19 protein-coding genes and 1 pseudogene are annotated in these 18953 nt (G+C 65.6%); 14 read left to right on the top strand and 6 right to left on the bottom strand.

Going from position 1 to position 18953, the window contains the following annotated elements; translation table 11 throughout:
- Positions 1 to 143: 143 nt before the first annotated feature.
- Positions 144 to 1214, bottom strand: coding sequence for a COX15/CtaA family protein (locus GVL61_RS11360; protein ID WP_159980008.1), 1071 nt, complete (start codon positions 1212 to 1214; stop codon positions 144 to 146).
- Between the two features lie 192 nt (positions 1215 to 1406).
- Here GVL61_RS11360 and GVL61_RS11355 point away from each other — a divergent pair, with 192 nt between their 5' ends.
- The 4 genes and pseudogenes from GVL61_RS11355 (at position 1407) to GVL61_RS11340 (ending at position 3547) form a co-directional block, all read left to right on the top strand.
- Positions 1407 to 1778 carry a MerC domain-containing protein gene (locus GVL61_RS11355; protein WP_159980006.1) on the top strand — a complete coding sequence of 124 codons (372 nt, stop codon included), beginning with the start codon at positions 1407 to 1409 and terminating at the stop codon, positions 1776 to 1778.
- Positions 1779 to 1794: 16 nt separating this feature from the next.
- Positions 1795 to 2007 carry a sulfur carrier protein ThiS gene (gene thiS, locus GVL61_RS11350; protein ID WP_159980004.1) on the top strand — a complete coding sequence of 71 codons (213 nt, stop codon included), beginning with the start codon at positions 1795 to 1797 and terminating at the stop codon, positions 2005 to 2007.
- Positions 2008 to 2059: 52 nt separating this feature from the next.
- A complete protein-coding gene (locus tag GVL61_RS11345; RefSeq protein WP_159980002.1) occupies positions 2060 to 2857 on the top strand; it encodes a thiazole synthase in 798 nt (265 codons plus the stop codon).
- 162 nt (positions 2858 to 3019) lie between these two features.
- A pseudogene (locus GVL61_RS11340) lies at positions 3020 to 3547 on the top strand (hypothetical protein).
- A 10-nt stretch (positions 3548 to 3557) separates the two neighbouring features.
- Here GVL61_RS11340 and GVL61_RS11335 read toward each other — a convergent pair.
- Complete coding sequence (locus tag GVL61_RS11335) at positions 3558 to 4664, bottom strand: putative zinc-binding metallopeptidase (RefSeq protein WP_159980000.1); 1107 nt, start codon at positions 4662 to 4664, stop codon at positions 3558 to 3560.
- A gap of 201 nt (positions 4665 to 4865) precedes the next feature.
- Between GVL61_RS11335 and GVL61_RS11330 the strand changes: the two genes are divergently transcribed.
- Complete coding sequence (locus tag GVL61_RS11330; RefSeq protein ID WP_159979998.1) at positions 4866 to 6047, top strand: calcium:proton antiporter; 1182 nt, start codon at positions 4866 to 4868, stop codon at positions 6045 to 6047.
- Positions 6048 to 6061: 14 nt separating this feature from the next.
- On the opposite strand, the gene GVL61_RS11325 is transcribed toward GVL61_RS11330, so the two are convergent.
- The 3 genes from GVL61_RS11325 to GVL61_RS11315 all read right to left on the bottom strand — a co-directional run bounded on the left by GVL61_RS11325 (position 6062) and on the right by GVL61_RS11315 (position 10758).
- Positions 6062 to 7876, bottom strand: a complete 1815-nt coding sequence (locus GVL61_RS11325) for a long-chain fatty acid--CoA ligase (RefSeq protein WP_159979996.1) — start codon at positions 7874 to 7876, stop codon at positions 6062 to 6064.
- Between the two features lie 87 nt (positions 7877 to 7963).
- The gene (ggt, locus tag GVL61_RS11320) at positions 7964 to 9700 is read right to left on the bottom strand and encodes a gamma-glutamyltransferase (protein ID WP_159979994.1); all 1737 of its coding nucleotides are present in this window, start codon (positions 9698 to 9700) and stop codon (positions 7964 to 7966) included.
- A gap of 11 nt (positions 9701 to 9711) precedes the next feature.
- Positions 9712 to 10758 carry a quinone-dependent dihydroorotate dehydrogenase gene (locus GVL61_RS11315; protein ID WP_159979992.1) on the bottom strand — a complete coding sequence of 349 codons (1047 nt, stop codon included), beginning with the start codon at positions 10756 to 10758 and terminating at the stop codon, positions 9712 to 9714.
- 438 nt (positions 10759 to 11196) lie between these two features.
- Between GVL61_RS11315 and GVL61_RS11310 the strand changes: the two genes are divergently transcribed.
- The 9 genes from GVL61_RS11310 to GVL61_RS11270 are packed head-to-tail and all read left to right on the top strand — an operon-like array spanning position 11197 to position 17750.
- On the top strand, positions 11197 to 11637 hold the full coding sequence (locus GVL61_RS11310; protein WP_159979990.1) for an SUF system Fe-S cluster assembly regulator: 441 nt from the start codon (positions 11197 to 11199) through the stop codon (positions 11635 to 11637).
- A 1-nt stretch (position 11638) separates the two neighbouring features.
- Complete coding sequence (gene sufB / locus GVL61_RS11305; protein WP_159979988.1) at positions 11639 to 13144, top strand: Fe-S cluster assembly protein SufB; 1506 nt, start codon at positions 11639 to 11641, stop codon at positions 13142 to 13144.
- Positions 13145 to 13187: 43 nt separating this feature from the next.
- Positions 13188 to 13697, top strand: a complete 510-nt coding sequence (locus tag GVL61_RS11300; RefSeq protein ID WP_159979986.1) for an endonuclease domain-containing protein — start codon at positions 13188 to 13190, stop codon at positions 13695 to 13697.
- Positions 13698 to 13699: 2 nt separating this feature from the next.
- Positions 13700 to 14455, top strand: coding sequence for a Fe-S cluster assembly ATPase SufC (gene sufC, locus GVL61_RS11295; protein WP_159979984.1), 756 nt, complete (start codon positions 13700 to 13702; stop codon positions 14453 to 14455).
- Positions 14452 to 15189: a SufD family Fe-S cluster assembly protein gene (locus GVL61_RS11290; protein WP_159979982.1), complete on the top strand. Its 738-nt coding sequence runs from the start codon at positions 14452 to 14454 to the stop codon at positions 15187 to 15189. Before sufC ends, GVL61_RS11290 begins: the two co-directional genes overlap by 4 nt.
- A gap of 53 nt (positions 15190 to 15242) precedes the next feature.
- On the top strand, positions 15243 to 16400 hold the full coding sequence (locus GVL61_RS11285) for a cysteine desulfurase (protein ID WP_235037644.1): 1158 nt from the start codon (positions 15243 to 15245) through the stop codon (positions 16398 to 16400).
- A complete protein-coding gene (locus GVL61_RS11280; protein WP_159979978.1) occupies positions 16397 to 16885 on the top strand; it encodes an SUF system Fe-S cluster assembly protein in 489 nt (162 codons plus the stop codon). The genes GVL61_RS11285 and GVL61_RS11280 overlap by 4 nt, the downstream gene beginning before the upstream one ends.
- A gap of 47 nt (positions 16886 to 16932) precedes the next feature.
- Positions 16933 to 17397 carry a GNAT family N-acetyltransferase gene (locus tag GVL61_RS11275; protein WP_235037639.1) on the top strand — a complete coding sequence of 155 codons (465 nt, stop codon included), beginning with the start codon at positions 16933 to 16935 and terminating at the stop codon, positions 17395 to 17397.
- A complete protein-coding gene (locus GVL61_RS11270) occupies positions 17394 to 17750 on the top strand; it encodes an iron-sulfur cluster assembly accessory protein (RefSeq protein ID WP_159979976.1) in 357 nt (118 codons plus the stop codon). Before GVL61_RS11275 ends, GVL61_RS11270 begins: the two co-directional genes overlap by 4 nt.
- 43 nt (positions 17751 to 17793) lie before the next feature.
- Here the strand turns inward: GVL61_RS11270 and GVL61_RS11265 are convergent, their stop codons facing one another.
- Positions 17794 to 18951 (bottom strand): serine hydrolase, encoded by a 1158-nt coding sequence (locus GVL61_RS11265; protein ID WP_159980096.1) that lies wholly within the window; start codon positions 18949 to 18951, stop codon positions 17794 to 17796.
- Positions 18952 to 18953: the final 2 nt, after the last annotated feature.

The following is an 18953-nucleotide window of genomic DNA, read 5'->3' as shown; positions in this document are numbered from 1 at the left end:
TGTTCGTTCGTGCCGTGCCGGATGGTCGCCCTTGCGAATCCCCGGATGCACGAGAAGGCGGGCAAATCGTCGAAACCACCCGGCAAGTCAAGCTTGGCGCGGGATTCCAGAGAGGTAAAATAATACCTCTCCATCATTTCGCTTCAGGTGCGACGCCCCAGAGCGTGCGCGCCCCAGACTGTTGCGGCGACAAGTAGCGCTCCGCACAGCTGGTGCGCCACCGCCAGCCACAGCGTCACGCCGGACCAAACGGTGAAGATGCCCAGCAGCACCTGCGTGCCGAATGCGGCGTGTACTGCGACGGAGACCAGCCGCTCGCGCTTAGCCTTCAGCTTGCGGCCCATGACGACCAACACCGCCACGATGGCCCAGGCCCACCACCGATGGACGAAATGCGTGAGATAGGGATCGTTCACCAAGGCATGGAGCGTGCCTTTCGCCCACTCGACACCTTCGGGGAAGAAGCTGCCCTGCATCAACGGCCAGGCGTCCCAGCTCCACCAGCCGGCACCGGCGACGACGCCGGCGCGCAGGCCCGCCACCATCGCGCCCATGAACAGCTGGATCGTCAGCATGCCCAGCGCCAGCAGGCCAAAGCCGGTCAGGCGCGCGCGCGGTTCGCCCCGCTCCATCGCCTTGAGATCCAGCGCGGTCCATACCAGCCCCCCCAGCGTGAACAGCGCGACCAGCAGGTGCGCGGCGAGGCGGAAGTGGCTCACCCGGTCGAGCGCCTCGGCGCTGAGGCCCGAGGAGACCATCCACCAGCCAACCACGCCCTGAAGCCCGCCCAGCGCCAGCAGCGCCAGCAGGCGCGGCTTGTAGCCGCCGGGGATCGTGCGCTTGAACCAGAACCACGCCAGCGGAATCGCGAAGATCAGCCCGATCACGCGGGCGAGCAGGCGATGGACCCATTCCCAGAAGTAGATGAACTTGTACTGCGCCAGCGTCATACCCGCCGGGCCGTTGACGTCGAGATACTGCGGAATGTGCTTGTAGCCCGTGAATTCGGCCTGCCACTGCGCATCCGTGATCGGCGGGATGAACCCGGTCAGCGGCTTCCACTGGGTGATCGACAGGCCCGATTCGGTCAGGCGGGTAATCCCGCCGACGGCCACGATCAGCACTACCATCACAGCCACGCTGAGCAGCCAGCGCACCATCGGGGCGATATCGTCGCTGGTCCCGATAATCGGGCGACCGTCGTTCACTCTCATGCTTCTGCTTCTTTCGTCATGTCGGCGGTCACTGCGGTCTGATCGAAGTTAACGCAAGAGCAACATCGGAGCGTCGCGGTGCCGGGCACCGTACGGGCGGCGCCCCGGACGCCCCGCGAGACGAGACGAGACGAGACGAGTTGAGCCCGACAGGGGTTGCAAGATGTTACAACGTTACATAAATGGCCGGTCATGCGTAGCGCCATCATCGCGATTCGAAGCCGTCTGGACCGTGCCGGGATCATCCTGAGCGGGCTATGTGCGGTGCATTGCGTGCTGGGCGTCGTTCTGGTCGGGTTTCTCGGACTGGGCGGAGAAGTGCTGCTGTCGCCGGAAATCCACCGCATCGGGCTTGGCCTGGCACTGGTCGTCGGGCTTGTTTCGCTCGGCTTCGGTGTCGCGCGCCATGGCCGCATCGCGCCGCTCGTCATCGGCGGTATCGGCCTGTCCCTGATGGGCGCGGCGATCCTCGTCGGCCACGGCTTGCCCGAGGCGGTGCTGACGATCCTGGGCGTGAGCCTCGTCGCCTTCGCGCACATTCGGAACTTGCACGGCGCCTGCTGAACGCTATCTGCGCTGCATGGCCGACGAATACCTCCTCACCGTCAACGGGGAACCGCGCCGCATTGCGCCGGGCTCCAGCATCGCCGATCTCGTGGCGAGCCTCGGGCTCGATCCCGGAAAGGTCGCTGTCGAGCGCAACGCCGAGATCGCTCCGCGGTCCACGCTGGCCGACGTGATCCTGACCGACGGCGACGTGCTGGAGATCGTTCACTTCGTGGGCGGCGGCTGAACACCGCACCGTCCGCTCCCTTCCGTTTACCGCTCCCGAAAGGACGCGCTTCGTGACCGATTCTGCTGCTGACACCCTGGCCCCCGACACCTGGACGGTTGCCGGCCGTACTTTTACCTCGCGCCTGATCGTGGGCACCGGCAAGTACAAGGACTTCGAGCAGAACGCGGCCGCCGTCGCGGCATCGGGCGCGGAGATCGTCACTGTGGCAGTGCGCCGCGTCAATGTGTCGGACCGAAACGCGCCGATGCTGACCGACTTCATCGATCCGAAAAAGATCACGTACCTGCCCAACACCGCCGGCTGCTTCACCGCAGACGACGCCATTCGCACCTTGCGTCTGGCGCGCGAGGCTGGCGGCTGGGACCTGGTCAAGCTGGAAGTGCTGGGCGAGGCCCGCACCCTCTACCCCGACATGCGCGAAACGCTGAAGGCCACCGAAATCCTCGCCAAGGAGGGCTTCCTGCCGATGGTCTACTGTGTCGACGATCCGATCGCCGCCAAGCAGCTGGAAGAGTGCGGCGCCGTTGCGGTGATGCCGCTGGGCGCGCCGATCGGCTCTGGCCTTGGCATCCAGAACAAGGTCACCATCCGTCTCATCGTCGAAGGCGCCACGGTGCCCGTGCTGGTCGATGCAGGCGTCGGCACAGCCTCGGAAGCGGCCGTCGCGATGGAGCTGGGCTGCGACGGCGTGCTGATGAACACCGCCATCGCCGAAGCGCGCGATCCCATCCGCATGGCCCGCGCGATGAAGCTGGCGGTACAGGGCGGGCGCGATGCCTACCTCGCCGGACGCATGAAAACGCGCCGCTACGCCGACCCGTCCAGCCCCCTCGCCGGCTTGATCTGACCCCGCTGTCCTCCCCATCCCGGGGAGGATATTCACCGCTCGCCGTCCCACCAAGGGAAACTACACAAATAATCGATTGCATAGTAAACGAGCTGGTAACCGCTATCGTGGTTTACTTCGAATCGCGGAGGGAGCACCCTTTGCGAAACAGGAACCACGACAATGGCCTATTCGGGAACGGCTACTCTGACGATCGGCGAACTCCGGGAGTTTGCCAGCTTCACTTCGTGCGAACAGCGCTACATCCGCCGCAGCCTGGATATCGGACTTGGCCGGCAGGATGCTTTCAAGATCTAGGCGCGCGACGCGGATGAAATGGCCTCGATCCGAAAGCAGTACGCCGCCTATCAGGACCTGAAGCGCCTGCGCACCATGCGCCCCGACGACATCGCCTTCGAAGATATCGAAGTGTTCATGGGCAAGCTGGTTCGCATAGCCGCCTTCGACCTCGCACAGGACAAGATCGAGAGCTTCTCGGCCTTCCGCTTTCTTTACGAGCGCCTGCTGGGTGCGTGGGCGCGGCCGTGGCTTCCGGGCGCCTTCTGCGGTGCGGCCGCACTGCCGCAGATCCGCCCGGACAAGCGCAAGACGCTGCTCCATTCGATCAGCGAAGCCGCTGCCACGGCACCGGGCTGGTCCGACCGCGAACCCAGTTTCTATCCCGAGTTCATCGAGAAGGAAGCCGCCTGAACCTGAGCGCTCAGGCCGCGACCGAAGTGCCCGCCTTCACACTCTGGCGCGCCTTGTCGACGAGGGTATGGACGTAATCCAGCTTGGCGACGATCGCGTCTGACAGGTGGAACGGGTAAAGGTCGGGCAGGCCCATCGAGCGATTGATCGCGTTGACCGCGAAAGACAGCGGCCCCATCGCATCGACCAGCGCCCGCGTGTCGGCGGTATAAGGGTTGAAATCCAGTTCGACTTCCAACCCGTCCGCCTCGCCGGGCAAGGCCGCCAGCGACAGGTCGAAACCGCCCGCTGCCGCCAGCACATCGACGATGTGCAGGTAGTGCGCGAAGGTCTCGGCAAAGTCCTCCCACGGGTGGGAAGTCGCGTAGAAGCTGACGTAAGCGTCGGTCCAGACCTTCGACCCATCGTCGGCATAGTGGGCCTGCAGGCTCTGCTGGTAGTCCACCCGCTCATCGCCGAAGACCTTGCGGAACGCCTCGCATTCGGCAGCATCCGGTGCAACAAGCCGCGACCAGTAGTGATGCCCCACCTCGTGACGGAAATGGCCCAGAAGGGTGCGGTACGGCTCACCCATGGCGTGGCGCATGCGTTCGCGCTCGACATCGTCCGCCTCGATCAGGTTCAGCGTGATGAGGCCGCCGTCATGGCCAGTGGTTATCCGGGGCGTACCGGCCTTCTCGGCCGCAGCATCGTAGAGGAAATCGAAAGCAAGGCCCTGCGCGCCCGGCCCTGCTTCGGCCCTGGTCTCCAGCGGCAGGCCCAGCTTCAGCAGCGAGTGAAACAGGCGCCGCTTGGCCGCCTCGATCTTGGCCCAGCGCGGCGGCACCGAAGGCTCGGACAAGTCAGGGATCGTGCGGTTGTGGCGACAGGCCCGGCACATCGGCGTGGCATCACCCGTCTCCACCAGCCAGTTGCAGATCCGGTACGCATTGTTGTTGGCGCAGACCACGACATTGGCCGTCCCGCCCTTGCTATCGCGCCAGACGGTGGCCTTGTCGGCAAGGAACCGGAAAGCGTCGATAGACGGGTCGTAGCCGAGCGTCGCCTTGCAGCCGGGGCAGACCCGGACCTCGAAATGGTTGAGACGGCGGCAGTTGGGACAGGAAAAAGCGCGCATTTTTGGGGATTTTCCATATCAGTATTCGAGTGAGGTTGCGGCAGACAACGCCGAAACCCCCGCAAGCGTTTCGTAGTGGTGAATGAAAAAGTGTATCCCGGTGAAGATGAGCGCCTGGCCGGTGAAGATCAGTGATTACGGCCGAAGGGTTTCCACTCCGTGTCGATGGGTTGCCCTGCATGCACAAAGTCGCAATCGGACATGCGCAAGACTGGTCCTGCGGCGGATCGCACCTATAGTCAATCGATGACCCAGCCCACCGAGACCGTCGATCGGCCCCAACCGACTCCCACACCGGCACAGGCCGCGCGCTTCCCGACCTTCGGCCTCGCGCCCTGGTCGATAGCCGTACCGCTGCTGGCACTGGCCGCGCTGGCGCTGGGAAAACCGGCGGGGGTCAGCCTTGTTGTGGTCCTGGCGCTGGTCCTGTGCGCGGCGATCATCTCGGCGGTCTACCATGCCGAAGTCCTCGCCCATTACCTCGGCGAGCCGTTCGGCACCCTGCTGCTGGCTTTCGCGGTAACCGTGATCGAAACCTCGCTGATCGTCTCGATCATGATGAGCGAGGGCAGCGGCGCACAGGCGCTGGCGCGCGACACCCTGATCGCCGCGATCATGATCACGATCAACGGCATCGTCGGCATCTGCCTGCTGGCGGGCGGCGGGCGACACCACGAACAGAGCTATACCCAGAGCGGGGTCACCCACGGGCTATCGATGCTGGCGACGCTCTCGGTCGCGACGCTGGTGCTGCCCAACTTCACCATTACCCAGAGCGGTGCGTTCTACTCCAGCTTGCAGCTGGGCTTCGTCGCGGTGATCTCGCTTATCATCTACGGCACTTTCGTGGTTGCCCAGACGGTGCGCCACAAGGACCATTTCCTCCATCCTGAGGAAGCCGACCATGCCCACGAAGCGCCCGTGCCCAAGGCGCGCGCGGCGGCGTCGGCGGTGCTGCTGGGTTTTGCTCTCGTTGCGGTGGTGCTGCTGGCCAAGATGCTGTCCCCCTCGATCGAGGCGGGCGTCGCGGCAGTGGGCGCGCCCCAGGCGATGGTCGGCATCATCATCGCCGCGCTGGTCCTTGCGCCCGAGGGCTTCGCGGCACTGCGTGCGGCGCGGGGCAACCGGGTACAGACCAGCCTCAACCTTGCCATCGGCTCGGCACTGGCGACGATCGGCCTGACCATCCCGGCGGTCGCCGTCACTTCACTGATGATGGGGCTGGACCTCGAACTGGGCCTGTCGATGCGCGGCATCGTGCTGCTGGCGCTGACACTGCTGGTCGCCTCGATGACGCTGGGGACCGGCCGGACCACGGTGGTTCAGGGCACGATCCACCTCGTCATCTTCGCAACCTATCTGTTCACGACGCTGGTGCCGTGAACAGATAGGCTCTCCTATTTGTAGAGCCCGTCCAGCCGCGTGCCGTAGCGTTCCTTTACCTTGTGGCGGCGGATTTTGAGGCTGGGGGTCATCTCCTCGTTCTCGATCGAGAACGGCTCGTCCGCGAAAGCGAACTGGCGCACCTTTTCGATTACCGAGAGGTCGGCGTTCACCCGGTCTATCGCGGTGCGGATCGCCGCGCGGAACGAGGGCATGGTCTGCAACCTGCGGAAATCGAAAGCCTCGCCGTTGCTTCGCGCCCATTCCAGCGCCCAGTCGGCATCGGGCACGATCAGCCCGACGATATACGGCCGCCGGTCGCCCGAAACCATCGCCTGTGCAATCTCGGGCTGAAGGGTGAGCATCGATTCGACCTTCTGGGGCGAAACGTTGTCGCCCTTATCGTTGACGATCATGTCCTTCTTGCGGTCGGTGATGGCGATGCGGCCCTTGTCGTCGAAGTGGCCGATGTCGCCGGTGTGCAGCCAGCCATCCTTGAGCACGTTGACGCTCGCCGCCTCGTTTTGCCAGTAGCCGGCCATGACCACCTCGCCGCGCACGAGAATCTCGCCGTCTGCAGCGATGCGCACCTCGACGCCGCGCAGGGGCGGGCCGACAGTGTCGAACTTGACGCCCGCGGCCGGGCGGTTGCAGCTGATGATCGGTCCTGACTCGGTCTGCCCATACCCCTGCAGCAGGGTAAGCCCCATCGCATCGAAGAATACGCCGATCTCCGGGTTCAGCGGCGCGCCGCCCGAAACCAGCGCCTTCATCCGCCCGCCGAAGCGCGCGCGGACCTTGGGGCGAAGGGTGCGCTCGATCAGCATGTCTAGCGGATAGTCGGTAAATCGGCGCTTGCCGGACTGGCGGCGCTGCGCCCCTGCGACCGCCCATTCCATGAGCCGGTTCGCGGTCCCGCCCTGCTTTTCGATCTGGCGCATGATGCGCGTGCGCAGGACCTCGAACAGGCGCGGCACGACGACCATCACGGTCGGGCGCACTTCCTCGATATTGGCGGCCAGCTTGTCGAGGCCTTCGGAATAGTAGATCTCGCCGCCCAGGCCGATCGGCAGGAGCTGTCCGCCGGTATGCTCGTAGGCATGGCTGAGCGGCAGGAAGGAGAGGAATATCTCCCGCTTCTCGGGCCCTTGGTCCCAGCCGAAGTCCTGATCGATGATCTGCGCCGCGCCCGCCACGTTGGACAGCAGCATTCCGTGGTGCTGGCGCACCCCGCGCGGAGCGCCGCCGGTGCCGCTGGTGTAGATGATGCAGGCCAGATCACCGCGCCCGACATCCGCCATGCGCGCATCGACTTCGGCACGGGCGGCGGCAGCGTCGCCTTGCAGCAATTCGTCCCACAGCTGCGTCTCGTAGGCCCCGCCCTGCATCGGCACCAGCGGCTCCATGCCGATGACGTGGCGGCACATGTCGGTCTGCACGATCGCCGGCAGCAGGGTCCGGCCCAGCTTGGCGGTAGAAACGATCGCCGCGCGGGCGCCCGAATTCTCCAGGATGTGGATGTGATCGCGCGTGGTGTTGGTGGTGTACGTCGGCACCGTCACGCAGCCCGCCGCCATGATCGCGAGGTCTGCGATGCACCACTCCGGCCGGTTTTCGGACACGATCACCACGCGCTCGCCCGGCCTGAGGCCAAGCTGGCGCAGCGATGCCGCCAGCAGGCACACGCGCCGCGCGGCCTCGGCCCAGCTGATCGCGGTCCACTGACCGCTCTGCTTGGCCCGCAGCATCGGCGCATCGCCGAGCGCATCGGCGCGGGACAGGAAGAGCGACACGATATTCGCGCTCCTGTCGAAGTCGGCAATTTCCATGGCTGCCCCTAAATCCTCTCAGCGTTCCGAGTTTGTGCAACGTCTAGGGGGCTGCGCAGGTTGCGACAACCGCCTTGCCGGCGCCCTCTATTGAGAGACCGCGACACCTTCGCTACGCGGATCTCCCGCCCCGACGAGACGGCCATTGACCACCGCGACCGCATTGGTCTTGAGCGGCATCTCCAGCGCCCGGACCGAACCATGGCCAAGCGCGGTTAGCTGCGGGATCATCGCCTCGAGTTTCGATCCCTTCTCGACGTTGATGGTGTCGGTCGGAGCAAAGAGGACCGGCAGCGCCAGCGCTTTGTCGACGGGCAGCTTCCAGTCGAGCACACCGATCAGGGCGCGGATCACCTGCACCGGGATCGTCGCCCCGCCCGCCGCACCGACGACCAGCAGCAGCTTGCCGTCCGGCCCGTAGACCAGCGTGGGCGCCATCGAGCTGCGCGGCCGCTTGCCGCCCTCGACCCGGTTGGCAACCTTTGCGCCGTCCTTTTCGGGCACGAAGCTGAAATCGGTCAGCTCGTTGTTGAGGTAGAAGCCGCCGACCATGATGCCGGAACCGAAGGCGCTTTCCACCGTCGAGGTCCAGGAAGCGGCATTGCCCTGCCGGTCGATGACGACGAAGTGCGAGGTGCCATGCTCCTCATAGCCCTTGCCCAGCGCCAGATGCGGCGCAGGCAGGCCTGCCGTGACCTTCGCCATCGTCCTGTCCGCCGCGATCAGCGCGCCGCGCCGATGGAGGTAGGCGGGATCGAGCAGCGCCTTGACCGGCACCGGGACAAAGTCCGGGTCGGCAAGGAACAGCTCGCGGTCGGCATAGGCAAGGCGCTGCGATTCGGCGATCAGGTGCCAGGCGACCGGCGAATCGGGGCCGAGCGCGCCGATATCAAAGCCTTCCAGCTGCACCAGCGTCGCCAGCACCGTGGTCGCGCCGGAGGACGGCGGACCCATGCTGCAGATCTTGTAGACACGGTACTTCGCGCAGACGCCAGGGCGCTGCTTCGCGGTGAAGGCGGCTATGTCGTCCGCAGTCATCTTGCCGTCGGACGGTGTTTCGGCGGCGACCTTGGCGGCGATCTCGCGGGCGAGTTCGCCCTTGTAGAAACCCTCGGGCCCCTTGGCGGCGAGCATCTCCAGCGTAGCGGCGAGCGCGGGGTTGCGGATCGTGGTGCCCTGCGGCAGCGGCTTGCCGTCTGCGCCGTAGAAAATCGCGCGGGCCTGCGGATCGTGCGCACCGCTGTCAGCCGAACGGGCAAGCGAGTTATAGCCGCGCGGCGACAGCATGAAGCCGTCGCGGGCAAGGCGGATGGCGGGCTGGAACAGCTGCGCCCAGGGAAGCCTGCCATGTCCGGCATGGGCCTTTGCAGCCATGGCGATATTGCCGGGAACGCCGACGCTGCGGCCGCCGATCACCGCGTTACGGAACGGCAGCGGCTGGCCCGAGGCATCGAGGAAGCGCGAAGGAGTCGCGGCTTTGGGTGCGGTTTCGCGGCCATCCCACGATTCGACGTGGCCCTGCTCATCGGCCAGCAGCAGGAAACCGCCGCCGCCGATGCCCGAGCTTTGCGGCTCGACCACATTCAGCGCCAGCATCGTCGCGATCGCCGCGTCGGTGGCGGTGCCGCCCTGCCGCAGGATCTCGGCCCCGGCATCGGCGGCGCGCGGGTCTGCCGCGCTGACCATGCCCGCGTCGAAAACCGCGGGCTCTTTTGCTGTCGAAACAGAGGCAGGTACGCTGGCCGTAGTAGCGGCGCAGCCACCCAAAGTCAGCGCGATCGGGGCGAGAGGAGCAAGCAGCCCCAGGGTCAGACTTCTGGACATCGCGGGAATGACTATTCGCTTCCTACCGCCTCTGCAATCGACGAGAAGCCGTCGCGCTTCATCAACGTGATCAGACCCTTGCAGATTTTGCGGGCGATCATCGGCCCTTCATAGACCATCGCGCTGTAGAGCTGGACCAGGCTCGCCCCGGCCCGGATGCGGGCCCAGGCGTCCTCGGCATTGGCAATGCCGCCCACGCCGACAAGCGGCACCGCGCCGCCGGTCGCCTTGCGGAAATCACGCAGACGCTGCTGGGCCAAATCGCGCAGCGGGGCCCCGGACAGTCCGCCGGATTCGCCCTTGTGGACCGAAGCCAGGGCGGGGCGCGAAATCGTCGTATTGGATACAATCAGCGCGCCAAGACGCTTGTCGATGGCGATGCGGGCAATCGCGTCGATGTCGGCGGGTTCCAGATCGGGCGCCACTTTGAGGAACACCGGCGGGCGTTTGCCTTCGGGGCAGGCCGCGTCGCGCGCCTCGATCACCGCGTCGAGCAGGCCGGTCAGCGCCGATTCGTCCTGCAGCGCGCGCAGGCCCGGCGTGTTCGGGCTGGAGATGTTGACCGCAAGATAGCCCGCGATCGGCGCCATCAGCTTCGCCATGATCGCGTAGTCGGCCACGCGGTCGGTCGAATCCTTGTTCGCGCCGATGTTGATGCCCAGCACGCCCGGCTTGCCCACGCGCGCTTCGAGGCGGTCTACCGCGACTTGCGCGCCGCCATTGTTGAAGCCCATTCGGTTGATGACCGCGCGGTCCTCTACCAGCCGGAACAGGCGCGGGCGGGGGTTTCCGGCCTGCGGTAGCGGGGTGATGGAGCCGACCTCGGCAGAGCCGAAGCCCATCCGCAGCAGCGCGTCGGGCACTTCCCCATCCTTGTCGAACCCGGCGGCCATGCCCACCGGGTTGGGGAAGACGATTCCCGCCACCTCGCTCGCCAGCGACGGCGGGTAAGTCGGCGCGCGCGCAGGTGCAGCAAGCCTGAGCGCGGAGAGCGCTAGGCCGTGAGCCTTCTCGGCATCGATTCGGAAAAGGGCGGGTCTGAGCAGTGAGTAAAGCACGCTGTCGCATAACGGGACGCGAGGTGTTGCTCAAACGCTTCTTCTTGCTGCGGTCGCAAGATGAAAAAGATCGTTAGCCTTTCGCAGGAGCGAACAGTGTCGCGTTTATACAATAAATCCCCCGAGCCGGGGCATACACGATCCCTGCGACCCGAAGGGCTCGTAGCGGGATGCGCTCGAGTTCTTTATTACCTTGATGGCGGTTTTCGGCTTCGGTCGGGAACCGCCTTTTTTCTGCGATTCGCACAGACCCGGCGGCGGTCCGAATTTCGCGTGGATAGATTTTCCATGGTTTGCGAGTCGGTCGAGGCACGCTAAGGGGCGGCCCGAATCCCGCAATTCCTGTGCGAAACGCCCATTGAAACTGGAGCCGTGCTGCACTAGGTGAAATCGGAACAATTTGATCCGATTTAGTCACAGGTTCGGAAAAATACCGTTATGCGCCTGTCCAGCATGGCCGACTACGCGGTCGTCATCATGTCCGCCGCAGCGCGGCATTGCGGCACCTGCTCGTTGATAGAGCAGGCCGGTGGGAAACGCGCGCGCATATCGGCCGCCCAGTTGGCGGAGGAAACCGGCCTGCCGGTACCGACCGTGCAGAAGCTGGTCAGCAAGCTGACCGCAGCCGGCCTTATGCGCTCGTCGCGGGGCGTCGGCGGCGGGCTCAAGCTGGCCCGCCCACCGGCAGCGATTTCGCTTGCCGACATTGTCGAGGCGGTAGAAGGGCCCATCGCGCTCACCTCCTGCCTCGACCGCGTCAAGAGCGACTGCACGCTGGAAGAAGGTTGTAACGTGAAGGGCCACTGGCCGCAGGTAAATGCCGCCGTTCGCGGCGCGCTTGCCCAGGTCGTGCTGACCCAGCTCGTCGAGGAAGTTTGAGATGACCGAGGAAAACATCCGCATGGCCGAGCGTGAGGCCCCCCTTCGTGACCAGGCTGCGCACGATGCCGCCGCCCGCGCGGCCGAGTACGAACACGGCTGGTCTTCCGATATCGAGCAGGAATACGGCCCCAAGGGCCTGTCCGAAGATACCATCCGCTACATCTCGGCCAAGAAGGACGAGCCGCAGTGGATGCTCGACTGGCGGCTGAAGGCCTATGCCCGCTGGCTGGAGATGACCCCGCCGGACTGGGCGAAGCTCAACGTGCCTCCGATCGACTACCAGGAATCCTACTACTGGGCCGCGCCCAAGAAGAAGGACACGCTGGCCAGCCTCGACGAAGTCGATCCCGAAATCCTGCGTGTCTATGAAAAGCTGGGCATTCCGCTGGAGGAGCAGAAAGTGCTCGCCGGCGTCGAGGGCGCGCGCAAGGTCGCCGTGGACGCCGTGTTCGATTCGGTTTCGGTCGCTACTACCTTCCGCAAGGAGCTGGAGCAGGCGGGCGTCATCTTCCGCTCGATCTCTGAAGCGATTCGCGAATTCCCCGAGCTGGTGAAGAAGTGGCTGGGCAAGATCGTGCCCATGAACGACAACTACTTCGCCACGCTGAACTGCGCGGTCTTCTCGGACGGCACGTTCGTCTACATTCCCGAAGGCGTGCGATGCCCGATGGAATTGAGCACCTACTTCCGTATAAATGCGGAGAACACGGGCCAGTTCGAGCGGACTCTCATCATCGCCGAGAAGGGCTCCTACGTTTCCTACTTGGAGGGCTGCACCGCCCCGATGCGGGACGAGAACCAGCTCCACGCTGCCGTGGTGGAACTGGTCGCGATGGAAGATGCCGAGATCAAGTACTCCACCGTCCAGAACTGGTATCCCGGCAATGCCGAGGGCAAGGGCGGCATCTACAACTTCGTCACCAAGCGCGGCCTGTGCCAGGGCGCACGCAGCAAGATCAGCTGGACCCAGGTGGAAACCGGCTCCGCGATCACCTGGAAGTATCCCAGCTGCGTCCTCAACGGCGAGGACTCCGTGGGTGAGTTCTACTCGGTCGCAGTGACGAACAACTACCAGCAGGCCGATACCGGCACCAAGATGATCCACAACGGCAAAGGCAGCCGCTCGACGATCATCTCGAAGGGCATTTCGGCCGGCAAGTCGAACAACACCTATCGCGGCCTCGTGCGCGTAGCCGCGAATGCCGAAGGCGTCCGCAACTTCACCCAGTGCGATTCGCTGCTGCTGGGCAAGGAATGCGGCGCTCACACCGTGCCCTACATCGAGGTGCGCAATCCCAGCGCCCAGATCGAGCACGAGGCGACCACCAGCAAGATCAGCGACGACCAGTTGTTCTACGCCATGCAGCGCGGCCTCGACACCGAGAGCGCAGTGGCGCTGATCGTCAACGGATTCGCCAAGGAAGTGCTGCAGCAGTTGCCGATGGAGTTCGCCGTCGAGGCGCAGAAGCTGCTGGGTATCAGTCTCGAGGGCAGCGTAGGGTGATAACACCCGCGCTCCCCTTCACCCGTATCGAAGGACAAAATCCATGACCGCCGCCCGCAAGACCCTGGGCATCAGCCGCAACGAGAGCGGCCCCAAGGCCGACGTAAAGGCCAATTTCGCCGTGACCGGCGCTCGCCTCGAAACGCTCAAGGAGCGTGCAAGGGATCAGCGCCGCAACCCCACCGACGCGCAGAAGGCGCTGTGGGCAGAGCTGTCCGGCTCGAAGCAGGCCGGTGTGAAGTTCATCCGCCAGTCGATCGTCGGCTCGGCGATCGTCGACTTCGCCTGCCCCTCGCGCTGGATCGTGATCCAGCTGAGCGCCGAGGACGCCAATCCCGACGTCAACGAACTGCAGGACCGCAAGCTGATCGAAGTCGGCATCCGCGTGCTGCGCTTCTCGGAAGAGGAAGTGTTGGGCAACGTCGCCAGCGTCCTGCGCGAAATCACCACCGAACTGGCCGTGCCGTTCGACAAGCGCAACGCCCGCAAGAAAGTCGCCTCGCGCGCGCCCAGTTCATACGGGGCCAACACGTTCATGAGCGACGAGGTATAATCATGCTCGAAATCACAAATCTGCAGGCAACCGTCGCCGACAAGCCGATCCTCAAGGGCCTCTCGCTCACCATCAATCCGGGCGAGATCCACGCGATCATGGGCCCCAACGGCGCGGGCAAGTCGACGCTGGGCTACACCCTCGGCGGCCGTCCGGGCTATGAAGTGACCGGCGGCAGCGCTACCTTCAACGATCAGGACCTGTTCGAGCTGGAGCCGCACGAGCGCGCTGCCGCCGGCCTGTTTCTGGGCTTCCAGTACCCGGTCGAGATTCCCGGCGTGTCTTTCGTCCAGTTCCTGCGCGAGGCGGCGAACGCCCAGCGCAAGGGCCGCGGCGAGGAACCGCTTTCGGGCGGCGAATTCCTGAAGCTGGCGCGCGAAAAGGCCGGCCTGCTGCGCATGGACATGGACATGCTCAAGCGCCCGGTGAACGTCGGTTTCTCCGGCGGCGAGAAGAAGCGCGCCGAGATGGTCCAGATGGGCATCCTCGACCCGAAGCTGGCGATCCTGGACGAGACCGACTCCGGCCTCGACATCGACGCCCTGCGCGTCTGCGGTGAAGGCATCAACGCCATCATGCGCAAGAGCGACAAGGCAGTGCTGCTCATCACCCACTACCAGCGCCTGCTGGACTATGTGAAGCCAGACTTCGTCCACGTCTTGGCGGCGGGCCGCATCGTCAAGTCGGGCGGCCCCGAGCTTGCCCTGCGTCTTGAGGAAGAGGGCTACGAGGCGGTGGTTCAAGAGACCGCCGCATGAACGTGGAACTGACCCTTCCCAGCCGCAAGGACGAAGACTTCCGCTACTCGGACATCGAGGCGCTCAGCACCGTCTGGCCGATCGTGACCGAGGAGATCGAGGTCGCGGCCGGCGCTGAAGGCACGCTGGAGATCGTCGAGACCGGCGCTGGTGCAGTGGCGCGCCATGTAGCGATCACGCTGGGCAAGGGCGCCAAGTTCGACCTGCGCGTGCTCACTGCGGGGCCGATCTATGGCCGTATCGCGGTCGACGTAAAGCTGGGCGAAGGTGCCGACTTCACGCTGGGCGCCGCGCAGCTGGCGACGGGAAGCGAAACGCTGGAAGTCGTCACCCAAGTCACCCACGCCGGGCTGAACGCCACGTCCGCGCAGATCATTCGCACCGTCCTGGCGGGCGCGTCGGTCGGCACGTACCTGGGCCGCATCGCGGTGGAGCGCGGAGCCGATGGCACCGACGCCGAACAGTCGGTGCGCGCCATGCTGCTGGAACGCACGGCCACCGCCAATGCCCGGCCGGAGCTGGAAATCTACGCCGACGACGTCAAGGCCGCGCATGGCTGCGCGGTGGGCGAACTCGATGCGCAGGGCCTGTTCTACCTGATGTCGCGCGGGCTCACCCCGCCGCAGGCCAAGCGCCTGATGCTTCAGGCCTTCATCGCGGAAGCCTTCACCGGCGCGCCGGGCGAAGAGGCGCTGAGCGAGGCGGCACTGGCCCGGCTGGAGGCCATCCTGTGACCACCGATACCGACACCACTGGCACCCTCGTCATCAAGGACCAGTTCCCGGGATTGGCCGGCAACTGGCACTATCTCGACACCGCCGCCACCGCGCAAAAACCCCTCGCCGTGATCGAGGCCACCGTGCGCGCGATGGGCGATGACTATGCGACAGTGCACCGCGGCGTCTACGCACGCTCCGCCGACATGACGCTGGCGTTCGAGGCGGCCCGCCGCCGCGTCGCCGCCTTCATGAACGCGCACGAGGACGAGATCGTCTACACGCGCGGCGCTACCGAATCGATCAACCTCGTGGCCCAGACCTGGGGCGCGGCAAACCTCAAGGCCGGCGACCGGATCCTGCTTTCGGTGCTGGAGCATCACTCCAACATCGTGCCCTGGCAGATGCTGCGTGACAAAACCGGCGTCGAGATCGACGTCTGCCCGCTGACCGCAGACGGCCAGATCGACCTCGAAGCCGCCGAACGCATCCTGACCCCGGCCCACAAGCTGGTCGCCTTCGCGCATGTCTCCAACGTGCTCGGCTCGGTGCTCCACGTGGAACATGCGGCCAGGCTGGCTCATGCGGTCGGCGCCAAGCTGCTGATCGACGGCTGCCAGGCCGCCCCGCGCCTCGCGCTCGACATGGCGGCGTTCGGCTGCGACTTCTACGCCTTCTCGGCGCACAAGCTCTATGGTCCCACCGGGATCGGCGTACTGTGGGCGCGCAAGGAAATCCTTGACGACATGCAGCCGTGGCAGGGCGGCGGCGCGATGATCGACCGCGTGACCTTCGAGAAGACCACTTTCGCCCCTGCCCCGCAGCGCTTCGAAGCGGGCACACCCAACATCATCGAAGCGCTGGGCATGGCCACGGCGATGGACTGGCTTTCGGATATCGGCCTGGCCCGCGCCGAACGCCATGAGCGCGACCTTGCCGCCCTGCTGCGCACCGAACTGCGCAAGCGCAACGACGTGACCCTGTTCGGGCCGGAAGATGGCCTTGGCATCGTCAGTTTTGCGCTCGACGGGGTGCATCCGCACGACCTCGGCACCATATTGGACGAGGAAGGCGTGGCGATCCGCGCCGGACACCACTGCGCACAGCCGCTGATGGAGCATCTGGGCGTGCCAGCAACGGCACGGGCCAGCTTTGGCCTCTACAGCGACGAAGGCGATATCGAGGCGCTCCTGAAGGGAATCGAGCGCACACGGAGAATTTTCGGATGAGTGACGACACCCCCTCTTTCCGCGTCGAGGAAATCGATGCCGCGCCGCCCCCGCCGCGCGCCCGCGTCGAGGACATCGAGGTCCCCGCTGAAAGCACCGGCGAAAAGCTGGAGCGCAAGCGCGACTACCTCGACGGTTTCCTGGCCGAAAAGCCGCTGGCGGCAGACCCTGCCGGTCCCGGCGGCGCGATCTACGAAGGCGTGATCTTCGCCCTCAAGGAGATTTTCGACCCGGAAATCCCGGTCAACATCTACGATCTGGGCCTGATCTACGGCGTCGACGTTTCGCCCGAGGCTTCGGTCGCGGTCACGATGACGCTGACCACGCCGCATTGCCCGGTCGCGGAATCGATGCCCGGCGAAGTGGAAATGCGCGTGGCGGCAGTGCCCGGTGTGCGCGACTGCGAAGTGAGCCTCGTCTGGGATCCGCCTTGGGACATGGCCAAGATGACCGACGAGGCCAAGCTGGAACTGGGAATGCTGTGACAGGCCTGCTCGCCCCTATCGCCGCCGTACGACCTGTATCTGTACGATTGGCAGACTACGCCGATGCGGCCGATGCCGCGCGCGTGGTCGCGCTGCTCGACAGCTACGCGCGCGATCCGATGGGCGGCGGGCAGGGGCTTGCCGACGATGTGCGCGCGAGGCTGGTTTCCGGTCTTGCCGCGCATCCCGGAGCCTTCTCGCTCCTCGCCTTTGCAGGTGAGGAAGCGGTGGGGCTGGCCAACTGCATCACCGGCTTCTCGACTTTTGCGACCCGCCCGCTCGTGAACATCCACGACATGGCGGTACTGCCCGGCCAGCGCGGCCAAGGCATCGGCCGGGCGCTGATGCTGGCGGTCGAGGCCGAGGCGAAGACGCGCGGCGCCTGCAAGATCACGCTCGAAGTGCTGAGCGGCAATGATGCCGCAAAGGGGCTTTACGCCGCCCTCGGCTATGGAGACTATGCGCTGGACCCGCAGGCCGGGACCGCGCTGTTCTGGGAAAAGAAGCTATGACCACGACCACTGCACGTGTTCGCCCGGCCGCCGTGATCCTGACGGCCAATGCCGAGGCCCGCATCGCCAAGCTCATGGGCGAGGCGCCCGAGGGTTCGATCGGCGTCAAGCTCTCCACCCCGCGCCGGGGCTGTTCGGGCCTTGCCTACTCGGTCGACTATGTCTCCGAGGAAGCCAAGTTCGACGAGAAGATCGTGACGCCGGGCGGCACCTTCTACATCGACAGCGCCTCGGTCCTGTACCTGATCGGCAGCGTGATGGACTGGAAGGAAGATGACTTCACCGCCGGCTTCGTCTTTGACAACCCCAACGCCAAGGGTGCCTGCGGCTGCGGCGAAAGCTTCACGGTTTGATATCCACCTCGTTTCGGACTTGATCCGGGACGAGGTAATACTGCTAGCTCTTGCCGCCGGGAAACAGCGCCAGCAGCGATCCCAGACGATCGTGGACTTCACGCTCCTGCGCGGCATCGCTGTGGCCGATGCGCACGATGGTCAGCAACTGGTCGGGCGAGCCGATTACGTACTGTCCATATTCGCCCACGCAGCCGAACACGTTTTTCGGCGCCGTGCCGGGATAGAGCCTGGCCCCCTCTCCAGCCGCCGCTCGGTTGAGCCACACGCCCGCGCCGTAGCCCGGCTCACGCGGGGACGGCTCCAGCATGAACTGTATCCAGCGACGCGGCAGGATCTGCGCGCCCCCCACCGAGCCGGTATGGCGCAGGAATTCGCCCAGCTTCGCCCAGTCGCGCGCGGAAGAAGCGATCATGCCGGAGCCGATCATCGTCCCCGCCCGGTCATAGCCCACGATGGTCGAGCCCATGCCGATCGGCAGGAGCACGCGGTTCTTGAGGTAATCGCTTACCGCCTGACGCCGCCGCCCGGGATCGTGATCGGGCGAGAGTACCCGCGCCGCGAGGTCGGCAAGAATCACCGCGCTGGCCGAGGAATGTTCGAACACCCTGCCGGCCGGGGCCTCCAGCGGCTGTGCCTCGGCATAGGAGGCCATGTCGTCACGCCCGTCGAGGAACAGCATTCGCATGCGGTCCGATTCGCGTTCGAGCATGCCGGTGCCGGCAGCCGCTGATTCGTCATGGCGCAGGCCCGAGCGCATCTGAAGCAGCTGCTTTAGCGTAACCGCGCCGCGCGGGTCGCCCGGGCGCTGCCATTCGGGCACGGGGGCCGATTCGTTCAGCCGCAGGCGGCCGTCGCTGACCAACTGGCCGATCATCAGCGCCGTGACGCACTGGCCCACGCCCCAACCGGGCAGGCGGGTTTCTGGCTTGATGTCTTCGCCGTAGCGTTCGGCGATCACGGTGCCGCGCTTCATGACGACCAGTGCGTCGGTGCGGCCTACCGTCTCGTCGTCGAAAAGCGTGTCGATCGCGCGGCCAAGAGCCTCGCGCGGGGCGCCGCCATCATCGCTGATCGCGGCCTGCGCTTTGGCGCTCGGCGGTGGTGGGCCTTCGGGTGCAGACTGTCCACAGCCTGCCAGCAGGACGAGGGCTGGCAGCGCGCGGAGGGCGAGGATATGGGAGAGGCGGCGCACCGGCATGA

It is taken from the genome of Novosphingobium sp. 18050 (assembly GCF_902706195.1).
Taxonomy (GTDB): Bacteria; Pseudomonadota; Alphaproteobacteria; order Sphingomonadales; family Sphingomonadaceae; genus Novosphingobium.
Note: the sequence above shows the minus strand (reverse complement) of the source record. Positions and strands in the feature narration are given on the sequence as shown.

Excerpts from the sequence above, each read along its gene's own strand:
- GVL61_RS11360 (WP_159980008.1), bottom strand. The coding sequence starts at position 1,214 with ATGAGAGTGAACGACGGTCGCCCGATTATCGGGACCAGCGACGATATC.
- GVL61_RS11355 (WP_159980006.1), top strand. The coding sequence starts at position 1,407 with ATGCGTAGCGCCATCATCGCGATTCGAAGCCGTCTGGACCGTGCCGGG.
- thiS (WP_159980004.1), top strand. The coding sequence starts at position 1,795 with ATGGCCGACGAATACCTCCTCACCGTCAACGGGGAACCGCGCCGCATT.
- GVL61_RS11335 (WP_159980000.1), bottom strand. The coding sequence starts at position 4,664 with ATGCGCGCTTTTTCCTGTCCCAACTGCCGCCGTCTCAACCATTTCGAG.
- GVL61_RS11330 (WP_159979998.1), top strand. The coding sequence starts at position 4,866 with ATGCGCAAGACTGGTCCTGCGGCGGATCGCACCTATAGTCAATCGATG.
- GVL61_RS11325 (WP_159979996.1), bottom strand. The coding sequence starts at position 7,876 with ATGGAAATTGCCGACTTCGACAGGAGCGCGAATATCGTGTCGCTCTTC.
- ggt (WP_159979994.1), bottom strand. The coding sequence starts at position 9,700 with ATGTCCAGAAGTCTGACCCTGGGGCTGCTTGCTCCTCTCGCCCCGATC.
- GVL61_RS11310 (WP_159979990.1), top strand. The coding sequence starts at position 11,197 with ATGCGCCTGTCCAGCATGGCCGACTACGCGGTCGTCATCATGTCCGCC.
- sufB (WP_159979988.1), top strand. The coding sequence starts at position 11,639 with ATGACCGAGGAAAACATCCGCATGGCCGAGCGTGAGGCCCCCCTTCGT.
- GVL61_RS11300 (WP_159979986.1), top strand. The coding sequence starts at position 13,188 with ATGACCGCCGCCCGCAAGACCCTGGGCATCAGCCGCAACGAGAGCGGC.
- sufC (WP_159979984.1), top strand. The coding sequence starts at position 13,700 with ATGCTCGAAATCACAAATCTGCAGGCAACCGTCGCCGACAAGCCGATC.
- GVL61_RS11290 (WP_159979982.1), top strand. The coding sequence starts at position 14,452 with ATGAACGTGGAACTGACCCTTCCCAGCCGCAAGGACGAAGACTTCCGC.
- GVL61_RS11280 (WP_159979978.1), top strand. The coding sequence starts at position 16,397 with ATGAGTGACGACACCCCCTCTTTCCGCGTCGAGGAAATCGATGCCGCG.
- GVL61_RS11270 (WP_159979976.1), top strand. The coding sequence starts at position 17,394 with ATGACCACGACCACTGCACGTGTTCGCCCGGCCGCCGTGATCCTGACG.
- GVL61_RS11265 (WP_159980096.1), bottom strand. The coding sequence starts at position 18,951 with ATGCCGGTGCGCCGCCTCTCCCATATCCTCGCCCTCCGCGCGCTGCCA.